The sequence below is a fragment of the Collinsella aerofaciens genome, assembly GCF_015558785.1.
Classification (GTDB): Bacteria; Actinomycetota; Coriobacteriia; order Coriobacteriales; family Coriobacteriaceae; genus Collinsella; species Collinsella aerofaciens_P.
Map to the genome: position 1 here is coordinate 1 of NZ_JADMOP010000028.1, position 10491 is coordinate 10491.

11 protein-coding genes and 2 tRNA genes are annotated in these 10491 nt (G+C 59.5%); 12 read left to right on the forward strand and 1 reads right to left on the reverse strand.

Features of this window, described 5'->3' with window-relative positions; genetic code table 11:
- Nucleotides 1-496: 496 nt before the first annotated feature.
- From ftsE to I2G40_RS09365, 6 genes are all read left to right on the forward strand, one after another.
- Nucleotides 497-1717: a cell division ATP-binding protein FtsE gene (ftsE, locus tag I2G40_RS09340; RefSeq protein WP_022094244.1), complete on the forward strand. Its 1221-nt coding sequence runs from the start codon at nucleotides 497-499 to the stop codon at nucleotides 1715-1717.
- Nucleotides 1704-2624 carry a permease-like cell division protein FtsX gene (gene ftsX, locus I2G40_RS09345; RefSeq protein WP_117769462.1) on the forward strand — a complete coding sequence of 307 codons (921 nt, stop codon included), beginning with the start codon at nucleotides 1704-1706 and terminating at the stop codon, nucleotides 2622-2624. Before ftsE ends, ftsX begins: the two co-directional genes overlap by 14 nt.
- Before the next feature lie 135 nt (nucleotides 2625-2759).
- Complete coding sequence (locus tag I2G40_RS09350) at nucleotides 2760-4895, forward strand: ribonuclease R family protein (RefSeq protein ID WP_195544902.1); 2136 nt, start codon at nucleotides 2760-2762, stop codon at nucleotides 4893-4895.
- A 177-nt stretch (nucleotides 4896-5072) separates the two neighbouring features.
- On the forward strand, nucleotides 5073-5678 hold the full coding sequence (locus tag I2G40_RS09355; protein WP_055285671.1) for a recombinase family protein: 606 nt from the start codon (nucleotides 5073-5075) through the stop codon (nucleotides 5676-5678).
- 105 nt (nucleotides 5679-5783) lie between these two features.
- Nucleotides 5784-6365, forward strand: coding sequence for a VanZ family protein (locus I2G40_RS09360; RefSeq protein WP_195544903.1), 582 nt, complete (start codon nucleotides 5784-5786; stop codon nucleotides 6363-6365).
- Between the two features lie 122 nt (nucleotides 6366-6487).
- Nucleotides 6488-6847, forward strand: coding sequence for an arsenate reductase family protein (locus I2G40_RS09365; RefSeq protein ID WP_195444922.1), 360 nt, complete (start codon nucleotides 6488-6490; stop codon nucleotides 6845-6847).
- A gap of 220 nt (nucleotides 6848-7067) precedes the next feature.
- On the opposite strand, the gene I2G40_RS09370 is transcribed toward I2G40_RS09365, so the two are convergent.
- Nucleotides 7068-7478, reverse strand: a complete 411-nt coding sequence (locus I2G40_RS09370; protein WP_195544904.1) for a hypothetical protein — start codon at nucleotides 7476-7478, stop codon at nucleotides 7068-7070.
- Between the two features lie 276 nt (nucleotides 7479-7754).
- Here I2G40_RS09370 and I2G40_RS09375 point away from each other — a divergent pair.
- The 6 genes from I2G40_RS09375 to I2G40_RS09400 all read left to right on the forward strand — a co-directional run bounded on the left by I2G40_RS09375 (nucleotide 7755) and on the right by I2G40_RS09400 (nucleotide 10336).
- Nucleotides 7755-7828 (forward strand) — tRNA-Gln (locus I2G40_RS09375).
- Between the two features lie 17 nt (nucleotides 7829-7845).
- Nucleotides 7846-7922: transfer RNA gene (locus I2G40_RS09380), tRNA-Glu, on the forward strand.
- A 94-nt stretch (nucleotides 7923-8016) separates the two neighbouring features.
- Complete coding sequence (locus I2G40_RS09385) at nucleotides 8017-8934, forward strand: tetratricopeptide repeat protein (RefSeq protein WP_195544905.1); 918 nt, start codon at nucleotides 8017-8019, stop codon at nucleotides 8932-8934.
- Entirely contained in the window at nucleotides 8924-9394 is a 471-nt protein-coding gene (gene smpB / locus I2G40_RS09390) for an SsrA-binding protein SmpB (RefSeq protein ID WP_006235325.1), read from the forward strand. The genes I2G40_RS09385 and smpB overlap by 11 nt, the downstream gene beginning before the upstream one ends.
- A 206-nt stretch (nucleotides 9395-9600) precedes the next feature.
- A complete protein-coding gene (locus I2G40_RS09395; RefSeq protein ID WP_195544906.1) occupies nucleotides 9601-10104 on the forward strand; it encodes a flavin reductase family protein in 504 nt (167 codons plus the stop codon).
- Nucleotides 10105-10192: 88 nt separating this feature from the next.
- A complete protein-coding gene (locus I2G40_RS09400; protein WP_035137395.1) occupies nucleotides 10193-10336 on the forward strand; it encodes a rubredoxin-like domain-containing protein in 144 nt (47 codons plus the stop codon).
- Nucleotides 10337-10491: the final 155 nt, after the last annotated feature.

The following is a 10491-nucleotide window of genomic DNA, read 5'->3' on the forward strand; positions in this document are numbered from 1 at the left end:
GCGCCTTTAGACGCGAGCCCGGGGCCCGTGGGTTATACCCTAAGAGCAAACCACCCTTTTTAAGGGTGGTTCTGATTTGCGGTGAAATAAGGACTATTTTGCCAGCCTAAAGGCTCAACAGTCCCTATTTCACCGCAACTTATGAAGACGCCCCTCAAGCACGGTCCCATCAGGGAAAAGGGCATATATCGACAAAGCGCAATTCAGACCCTTCCAGCTTTGTATATGCAGCACCTCAAGATAAACGCGGCGACCCCTTAGTTATCGCAGGCCGGGCACAGGGTTACTCTCCAAATCTTTCCGCAGGACGGAGGAGCCCCCGCCGCGCGAAGCGCGCAGCGGGGGCTCCGACATGTCCGAGGACGATTTGGAGAGTAACCCTGTGTCCGGCCGACGGGATCCCTAACCACGCCATGCTTCTTATGTGCAGCAAAGCTAATGCTGCTAAAATACAAAGCGCTCATGTAGTTTAAACGCACGACGATAAGGAGCACCAGTGGGTAACCACTTCCGTACCTCCGGTGCGGGCGATGATGCCCCCAAGACGCAGGCAGGCGTCCAGGGCAGTCGTTTCGCCACTCCGGATTCAGAGGGCCAGCCTGTTGCTCAGGCCCCCGCTCAGCCGGCAGATCAGGCACAGCCGGCATCCGATCCCTTTGCCTACAATCCAACCAGCGATGTCGCGCTTTCCGGCACGGCGGGTTTTGAGCCCGTTCAGGCCGTGACCGCTCGCGTGGAGCAGCCTCAGGCTGGTGCCGCCACGCCGCAGCCTACCATGGCCGGCATTCCCGACCCCTTGGCCCCTGCGACGCCGGCTCCTCAGCCTGCGCAGTCCGGTCTCTTTGCCGCTATTCCCGACCCCACGCAGCCTGCTGCCCCGGTGGTCGAGAGCGATCAGGCAGCCGAGGTCGCAAGCCTCGATAACGCGCTCAACAACCCCGATTTTACGTCGGTGTTTGCGCCCATCGATCCGCAGGCCAGCCGCAAGAAGATGGCCAAGCAGGCCGGTGTCGAGCCCGTCATCCTTATGGAGCATGTCACCAAGATCTATCCGGCACAGCCCAACAAGCCTGCACTCGACGACATCAACATCGAGATCTATCCGGGCGAGTTCGTCTTCCTGGTCGGTCACTCCGGCTCGGGTAAGACCACGCTGCTGTCGACGCTCAACCGCGACGTCAAGCCGACGAGCGGCCGCATCCTGGTTGCCGGTCAGGACCTCATGAAGATCAAGAACCGCAAGGTTCCGTTCCTGCGCCGCCAGATTGGCGCCGTGTTCCAGGACTTTAAGCTTCTGCCGCAAAAGACCGCCTACGAAAACGTGGCGTTTGCCCTGCAGTGCATCGGCAAGCCCAAGGGCGTCATTCGCAGCCAGGTGCCCGAGGTGCTGCGCCTGGTCGGTCTGGCCGATCAGATGGACTCGCTGCCCGACCAGCTTTCCGGTGGCGAGCAGCAGCGCGTTGCCGTCGCCCGTGCTATGGTCAACCGTCCGCCGCTGCTGATCTGCGACGAGCCCACGGGCAACCTCGACCCGGCGATCTCGCTGGGCATCATGAAGCTGCTTGAGCGTATTAACCGCACCGGCACCACCGTGATCGTCGCCACGCACGACCGCGAGATGGTCGATAGCATGCACCGTCGCGTGATCGCCCTCGAGGGCGGCCACGTCATCCGCGACCAGGAGAGGGGAGGTTACGGCAACTATGGCACCAACTAACGTGGGCTACTCCTTCAAAGAGGCAATCAGCCACTTCTTCCGTAACTGGACTACCTCGCTCGGCGCCGTCATCACTATCTTCCTTTCGCTGTTTATCATCGGCCTGTTCATCATGGGCTCTGCGATGCTGAACTCCGTGATCGGCACCGTCGAGGATCAGGTTGTCATCAACGCGTTCATTAGTGATGACGCCGATCAGGCCGATGTTCAGGCTTTTGAGGCCGAGCTTAAGACGTGGAATAACGTCAAGTCCGTGACCTATAAGGACAAGGACGACGCGCTGGCCGAGTATACGAGCAAGATGTCGGGCAACGCCGACGCCACCATGAGCGCGCTCGATGGCCAGAACCCGCTGCCGGCTTCCTTCGCTATTGAGATGGACGATCCGTCCAAGGTCGAGAGCACGGCAAAGAAGCTCAAGAAGGATGCCGATTTCCAGAAGATCGCGGATGACGGCGACGTCAACGCGAGCGTGCTGTACGGCCAGGAGGAAGTGAGCCGCCTGTTCCAGGTGACCAACTACATCCGCATCGCCGCCGTGGTGCTCGTTGGTCTTCTGACCTTTATCGCATTCATCTTCATCAACAACACGATTCGCCTGTCCATCACGGCGCGTCGTCGTGAGATTGCGATTATGCGTCTGGTCGGCGCCAGCAACGGCTTCATTCGTGGCCCGTTTATCACCGAGGGCGTGCTGCAGGCCATTTTGGGCTCGCTGCTTTCCATCGGCGTTCTGGAGCTGCTGCGCAATCTGATGATTCCGCGTCTGCAGGAGAGCATCGGCTGGATGTCGTTTGCCCTGCCGATGCAGTACTACCTGGTGACCTATGCTGCGCTGATTCTGGTCGGTGTGATTATCGGTCTCTTTGGTTCTGCCATCGCCATGCGCCGCTACCTGCGCGTGTAGGCATGCTTGGAATTCATCCCTTCCAACGGGTCGTCTCTTATGGGGCGGCCCGTTTTTTGATCCCTAGGGGACGGCAGGAAAGCGAATCATTTGGGTAGACTCTTTGGAGTTCGCAATCGATAGTTAGGAGGCGCCATGGGGCGCAATAACAAGCATAAGCGTGGAGCTCGCAATCAGCGCGGGCCGGTGCGCAGCGAACGCCGTCCGAGCCTGACCGGGCGCGTGCAGCTCCATGAGCATAGCGCCTACGTTGTAACCGAAAACGGCGACTACAAGGTCATGGGCCGCGGTAAGCGCGAGATCATGGATGGCGATACCGTTGCCGTGAGCATTAAGAACAGCCCGCACGGTGAGCGGCGCGCCGTGATCGAAAGCGTGGTTGAGCGTGCAGCCATAAGCGTGGTGGGCACGTACCAGACCGCCGGTCCGCTCGGTGTGATCGAGCCGCTCGATTCGCGTCTGAAGGCCGACTTCTTCATTCTGCCCGAGGATACCTCGGCGGATCGTCTGGGTGTCCACCCGGGTGATGCTGTTGTCGCGCGCATTTTGACCTACCCGACGCGCCTGGAATCGGGTACCGTGACGATCGAGCGCCGCATTGGCGGAGATGACGCGCCCGATTTGGGCGTTCAATATGTGATGGCGCGCTACGGCTATACCGATAGCTATCCCGAGGCCGCGCTGGACGAGGCCGAGGGGCTTTCGCTCGATGTGTCCGCGGCGCTTAAGGACCCGCTCCGCCGCGATCTGCGCGACCGCTTTGTCATCACGATCGACCCGGTCGACGCGCGCGACTTTGACGATGCCATTTCGTTGGAGCGCACGCCCGAGGGTGGCTACAAGCTGGGTGTGCATATCGCCGACGTTTCACACTATGTGGCTTGGGACGGGCATATCGATCTTGAGGCTCGCCATCGTACGACATCGGTGTATCTGGCCGATCGCGTGCTTCCCATGCTGCCCGAACGCCTGTCCTGTGACCTGTGCTCGCTTCGCCCTGACGAGGACCGTCTTGCGTTTACCGTCGATATCGAGCTCGATGCGCAGGGTCGCGTGCGGCATTACGATCCGTATCCCAGCGTGATTCGCTCGCGTGTGCGTATGGACTATGACGGCGCCGAGGCGCTGCTGGTGCGTGCCGGCGCGGTTGAGTATTCGGTGCTGGAGGGTGCAGCCGAGGATGTTGCGGCTGCCGAGACCTCGCGCGAGGAAGCGCTTGAGCGCGGTCTTGCGTGCGAGGAGGCCGCCCGCGGCTACAACATCGACCTCGGCGATTTCCTTGTCGCCGCTAACGAACTCGCCGAACTTCGCCGTCGTATTCGTCGCGCCCGCGGCTCAGTCGATTTTGACACAGCCGAGATTCGCGCTCTATTGGATGAGGACGGAGTGCCCGTGCAGATTGTGGCGCGTGAGCGTTCGTGTGCCACGTCGCTTATCGAGGAAGCCATGCTGCTCGCCAACGAGTGCGTTGCAGAGTGGCTGGCAGACCGTGATATCGAGGCCTGCTATCGTGTGCATGAGGATCCGAGCCCCGATAGCCTGCACGGTGCTGCCGTTGCGCTGGCGCAGCTAGGCATCATCGACGATCGCCGTGCTGCCGGTATTGCCCTGGGGAGCCCCGATGAGCTGCAGGCTGCAGTTGATGCTGCCGCCGGTACGGCCAACGCACCGCTCGTCAACACGCTGCTTCTGTGCAGCATGCAGCGCGCGCTGTACAAGCCGCGCAACGAGGGCCACTTTGCGCTCGCCGCGCCGTGCTACTGTCACTTTACGAGTCCCATCCGTCGCTACCCCGATCTGGTGGTGCACCGCGTGCTCAAACTGCAGTTGGCCTATGAGCGGCTCGGCGGCAAGGACGCCTTGGTCCGTACGCCGCGGCTGATCGGCAGGGGGCGCGAGTCGCTGCCGCGCATTCTGCCGCAGATCTGCCGCGCATGCAGCGATGCCGAGCGCGCGGCAGATGCCGCCAGCCATGCGACGCAAAAGATCAAGATTGCCCAGTACTATGAGGACCGTCTGGGCGAGCGCTATGCCGGAACCGTCTCGTGGGTTAGCAGCATGGGCCTCTTTGTGCGCTTGGACCTAACGCAGGTCGAAGGCTTGGTTTCGATCAAGAGCCTGGGCAACGAGTGGTTCGAGTTTGACGAGGACGCGCTTACGCTGACGGGCGCCGACACGGGGACTCGCTATGAACTGGGTCAGCGCGTGATTGTCGAGGTCTCGCGCGTCAATACCACGCGTGGGCACTTGGACTTTAAGCTTATCCATTAGCCAAATCCCGACTCATGGTGGGGGGAGCGGAGGGCGGCCTTTCGGGACCGCCCTTCGCATTTGAATCGTGACTACCTTGCCGTCTGCTCGGCCGCCCGCTTACCTGCTGTTTGAGAGGTAAAACCTACCAAAATAAACCTGTCCCTTTTGGCAGGTTTACAAGAAAGCGGGGATGAGATGGCGACGGTGTACGGTTATGCGCGGGTGAGTTCGCGCGATCAGAATCTGAATCGGCAGCTGGATGCGCTGGGCGCCTATGGCGTGGGCTCGGCGAATATTTATGCCGACCATGCGAGCGGCAAGGACTTCGATCGACCGCGTTATCGCGAGCTGCTGCACGTCTTGGGAGACGGGGACGTGCTGGTGGTGCTTTCTATCGACCGACTTGGCCGTAATTACTCCGAGATTCTTGAGGAATGGCGACGCATTACCAAGGAACTCGGGGTTGCCATTGTGGTGTTGGACATGCCATTGCTTGACACGCGCGCTAGGGCCAGCGGCGCGCCGGATGTGACCAACGTCCTGATTGCCGATATTGTGCTGCAACTGCTGAGCTACGTGGCGCAGGTGGAGCGCGAGAATATCCATCGGCGCCAAGCGGAGGGAATTGCAGCGGCGCGGGCGCGAGGGGTCCGTTTCGGTCGACCTCGCAAGCCGTGCCCTCCTCAGTTTGAGCTGGTGCGCGATAGCTATGAGGCAGGCGATATTACCCGCAGCCAGGCAGCAAAGTGCCTGGGCGTGTGCGTGGGGACGTTCGATCGCTGGATGCGCGAGGCGGGGTAGGGGGTTTGCGTCGCTTTGTCGCTTCCTGTTGCGATTCAAATTTTGATACGGTGACGATGCCATTTGGGGCTACACTCGCTGATATTCAAAAAAGGAGGTTGGCCCTTGGCGCGAGTAAAACAAATAATCGGATGGACCGCGATCGTTCTGTTCGCTGCAACGCTGGCGGGCATCTGGGTGCTGACGGAGCAAAATGCGGTGGAGACGTCGTTGCTGAGCGAGTCCACCGCGCGTGTGGTGGAGGGCCAGGCTACGGGCGTTCAGGCTGTCGATGCCACGGGTGAAGCTCAGGCGGAGAACGGAATGACCGGGGGCACCGATTCGGCTGCCTCGAATGTCCGGTCTGGCCGACTTGCTTCCATTCGCATGTGGGTGGGCACGAACGTCCGTCGCGTTGCCCATACCGTAGAGTTTTTCTTCGTCGGATTGTTCGCCTCCGTGGTCGTGGTTTGCCTTTCCAGGCGCCCGTGGAGCGTATGCTCTCGTTGCGTGCCCGTATTGCTCTTTTGCGCCGCCTGCTCCGTTGGCGATCAGGTACATAAGATCTTTGTTCCCGGCAGGCATTTCGACGTTATCGATTTAGGATTCGATGCTGCGGGCTATGTCACCGCCATGCTGTTGGTATTGCTGGCAGCGGCGTTGGTGCGCCATGCGACTCGGCCGATCGGCGCCCATGCGAGGCGCTAGCCTTAAGACGAGACATCGCGACTGCCCATGCTTCGACATTGACTACAATAACGGCTGCAATCGCGAGTGGTCGTCGATGTGCAGTTTTCCAGACACCTGTTTTCTCTAAGAAAGGAAATCCCATGGCGGTATTGTTTGTTGAATATCCCAAGTGCTCGACCTGTAAGAAGGCCAAGGCATGGCTGGACGAACATGGGGTAGAGTATATCGACCGCGATATCGTTTTGGACAATCCCACGGCTGATGAGCTTGCGACCTGGATTGCTCGTTCGGGGCTGCCGGTGCGGCGCTTCTTTAATTCGTCGGGCATGAAATATCGAGAGCTGGGTCTGAAGGCGCGTCTGGATGCGGGCATGACGGATCAGGAGTGCTACGAGCTGCTGGCGACCGACGGCATGCTGGTCAAGCGTCCGCTGCTGGTGGGCGACGACTTTGCGATTCCTGGGTTTAAGGAAGCGGCCTGGACCGAGGTGCTGCTGTAGTGGCTGCGGAAAGTGCGTCCCGTTTTGAGCTCGGATTCCGGGACGCAGTTTCCGGTTGAAGGGGCTAGCGGAAACCGTATCCCAGTTTGAGCGCGAAATCTGGGATACGGTTTCCGTTTGGGGCCTCTAGGGGAAAGCGCGTCCCGTTCTGGACGTAAATTCCGGGATGAGCTTTCCGGTTGGCGGGCATGCGCACTATCCCGGCTGGCGGGCATATACGCTAATCCTCAAGCTGTGCCCATTCGTGCGGATCGTAGACCTTTACGTGCTTGTTGGGCTTGCCGCTCCAGTACTCCTCGTCCATAAAGGGCAGATATGCCTGAACGCCGGGGCAGATAAAGGGAATCCGCTGCTGTTGCAGTCGCTCGCGCTGGCGCTGCTCCAGGTGCGCCTCGGATATGACAGTCGGCATACCGGACAGCTCGACGAGGCTTGCCTGGATTCGCTTAAGGTCGGGGAGTCCCGCGTGCCATGACACCCGCATGATCAAAAAGGATGCACGGCGGTATTTTGCCTGCATCACCGTGATGGCGGGGCGCAGTGTGGGATGGATTTTGTCCCGTTCGGGCCAAAGATCAGCAGCGATCTCGAGCCCCAGGGTCTCCCATAGGTAATCAAGCTCTTCGTCCATGGTGCCTCGATATCTACGTGATCATTGATACTTCGATTGTGTTGCCTGGTGCTATCGTTTTCACGGTAGAATCTGCCAACGGTTGACGGCTACCGCTCGCGGCGTTTTGCCCTTCGTGTACAGCGGTTGGCTTCACAGGTCCTTCACGGGTTGGACTAAATTAGGCCAATTTGACTGAATTTCAAAAAAGTCAAAATTGGGGCTTGCGTCACGGCGAGACTTCCCGTATATTACTTTCTTGCGCAAAGGCACAGCCGAGCGCAGCGATGCAGTCATTGGGATGTCGTCTAATGGCAGGACAGCGGATTCTGGTTCCGTCAATGGGGGTTCGACTCCCTCCATCCCAGCCATTGCATTTGCTACATATGGCCCGTTCGTCTAGCGGTTTAGGACGCCGCCCTCTCAAGGCGGAGATCACCAGTTCGAATCTGGTACGGGCTACCAAAATTGAACGCCCGGGCCTCGTAAGAGACCCGGGTTTTGTGTATTGACCGTATATACGGCGCCTGCCGTGTTTCGCTCAGATCGAGGAGTAGCCATGGATCTGCCCATCAGCTTGCAAGACATCACGTATGCCGAGAACTATCTGGCGCAGGGCGACCTGGCTACGGCGACGCCGCTGCTGGAGCGTCTGGTGGAGCTCGCCGAGGAGTATATCGACGCTGAGTGCAAGACGGAGGAGAAGCGCCAATACTTTAGCTTCGATAGCAAGTTTGAGCGCTTGGCCTATCGCCGCGTGGAGAAGGATCCGCGCGAGCTCGTGCAGGTCGAGGTGCCGTTTGACCGCCTGTACTCTGATATGGCGTTTGCCTACATTCGCCAGCAGGATTATGTGAGCGCTCGTAATGCCCTGATGCAGGCTGTGCGTTGGGACCCCATGAACTGCAACTATCGCTTGGATTTGGCCGAGCTGTTCCGCGCTCTCGAGGACAAGCAGGAATGGGCATCGCTCTCGTTCTCGGTGCTGGAGCGCGCGAGCGATGGCAAGTGCGCCGCCCGCGCTTACGCCAATCTGGGTCAGTACTTCTTGGAGCCCGAGACCGAGAACGTTTCGGCTGCCGTGGGCTGCGCGCGTCTGGCGCTGCGCCTGGCGCCCAACGATGCGCATACGACGCGCCTGCTCAACAAGATCCATACTACCTATCCGGATGCCGCCGAGGAGAGCGACGAGCACGTGATGGGCGAGCTGGCGTTGCAGGGCGTTCCGACCTCACCTTCGGCCGAGATTGCCATCTGCCTGATTATGTGCGCGACCGATGCTGCAAGCGACGGCGACAAGCAGGAGGCGACGCGCCTGACGGTGCGTGCTCGCGACTTGGTGGGCGAGGAAGCCTGCGCGGCGATTATCAAACTGGTGCGCGAGAGCGACGCCGAGCTCAACGCCGAGCGCAAGGCAAAGCGCGAGGCTGCGGGCTCAAACGCCGATGGAGCCAAGGAGGCCGGCGATGCCCAGTAAGCGCGAGCGCAAGCTCATTTCCAAGAATCGCTCGGCGCATCACGAGTACTTTATCGATGAGACGTTCGAATGCGGTATTGAACTGAGTGGCACCGAGGTCAAGTCGATTCGCGAGCGCGCCTGCCAGATCACCGATACCTTCGCGCTGATTCGCGGCGGGGAGTGCTGGCTCGTCGGCCTGCATATCCACCCTTATAGCCATGGAGGCGTGTGGAATCGCGATCCCGACCGTCGGCGTCGTCTGCTGCTGCACCGCAAGGAGATTGACTTTCTTGACGGCAAACTTCGCAACCGTGGTTATGCGCTGGTTCCGTTGGAACTCTACTTTAATACCGACGGCCGCGTAAAGCTGCTGCTGGGTCTGGGTCGCGGCAAGAAGCTCTACGACAAGCGCGAGGACATGGCCAAGCGTGATGTCCAACGTGAGATCGATCGCGCCCTTAAGGAACGCAACCGCTAGGCACTCTGTATAAGTTGCGGTGGAATACGGACTGTTTTGCCTGTTTGAGGGGCTATTCAGTCCCTATTTCACCGCAACTGCGGGCGTCTCATCTTTCTTACTGTTCTGACACATATGTCTCAAAGGCGGCGTCCGTTATGGGCGTCGCCTTTTTTGTGGGTACATACATCCATGAGGTTCCAACCCGAGCTAGGGGAGTGATCGTTATGGACAAAACTGCGTTCTTTACCATGCCGAGTGGCCTGTACGTGGTGAGCGCCGCGGCGGACGGGCTGCGTGCCGGCTGCGTTATCAACACAGCGGTGCAGGTGACATCCGCCCCGCCGCGCATCTCGATTGCCGTGAACAAGGAAAATGTCACGTCCGGCGTAATCGCATCGGCTAAGGCTTTTGCGCTGACCGTGATTGACCAGACCGCCGACATGCTCTATATCGGCAATTTTGGCTTCCGCACCAGCAGCGATTACGACAAGTTTGCCAAGTATGAGACCCACGAGACCACTCTGGGCATGCCCTATGTGCCCGAGCACGCGGCGGCGCTGTTTAGCTGCCGTCTGATTGATACCGTGGATGTGGGCACGCACCTGCTCTTTATCGGTGAGGTCGAAGATGCCGAGCGTCTGAGCGGCGAGGCCCCGCTGACCTATGACTACTACCACAAGGTGTTAAAGGGCAAGACGCCGCCCAAGGCTTCGTCGTATCAAGGCTAGAAATGTTCTAAAAATACTTGCATTATATTATTGAGAATATATACTAATAAGCAAGTACACCAGCAGTCACGTTCGAGAGGAGAACATCATGGCTGAGGAGAAGAAGACGTATAAGTTTGTGTGCACCGTTTGCGGTTACGAGGTTGAGGTCGACACGCCCGAGCTGCCCGAGGACTACGTGTGCCCGGTGTGCGGCGTCGGTCCCGATCAGTTTGAGCTCGTCGAGGAGTAACTCGCAGGCACACGGCGAAAGCCGAACATAGCTCTGTCCAAGGGTCCCGGTCGAATTCTCGGCCGGGGCCCTTTTGATTTCAAGACTTTAGTCCGCTGGCCGCGCAGCGGCCAGCTTTAAACCACCCGCTACGCGGGTGGAGACAAACGGCTTTA

Coding starts and splice junctions, on each gene's coding strand:
- I2G40_RS09350 (WP_195544902.1), top strand. CDS start 2,760: ATGGGGCGCAATAACAAGCATAAGCGTGGAGCTCGCAATCAGCGCGGG.
- I2G40_RS09365 (WP_195444922.1), top strand. CDS start 6,488: ATGGCGGTATTGTTTGTTGAATATCCCAAGTGCTCGACCTGTAAGAAG.
- I2G40_RS09400 (WP_035137395.1), top strand. CDS start 10,193: ATGGCTGAGGAGAAGAAGACGTATAAGTTTGTGTGCACCGTTTGCGGT.
- I2G40_RS09370 (WP_195544904.1), bottom strand. CDS start 7,478: ATGGACGAAGAGCTTGATTACCTATGGGAGACCCTGGGGCTCGAGATC.
- I2G40_RS09355 (WP_055285671.1), top strand. CDS start 5,073: ATGGCGACGGTGTACGGTTATGCGCGGGTGAGTTCGCGCGATCAGAAT.
- I2G40_RS09385 (WP_195544905.1), top strand. CDS start 8,017: ATGGATCTGCCCATCAGCTTGCAAGACATCACGTATGCCGAGAACTAT.
- ftsX (WP_117769462.1), top strand. CDS start 1,704: ATGGCACCAACTAACGTGGGCTACTCCTTCAAAGAGGCAATCAGCCAC.
- I2G40_RS09395 (WP_195544906.1), top strand. CDS start 9,601: ATGGACAAAACTGCGTTCTTTACCATGCCGAGTGGCCTGTACGTGGTG.
- smpB (WP_006235325.1), top strand. CDS start 8,924: ATGCCCAGTAAGCGCGAGCGCAAGCTCATTTCCAAGAATCGCTCGGCG.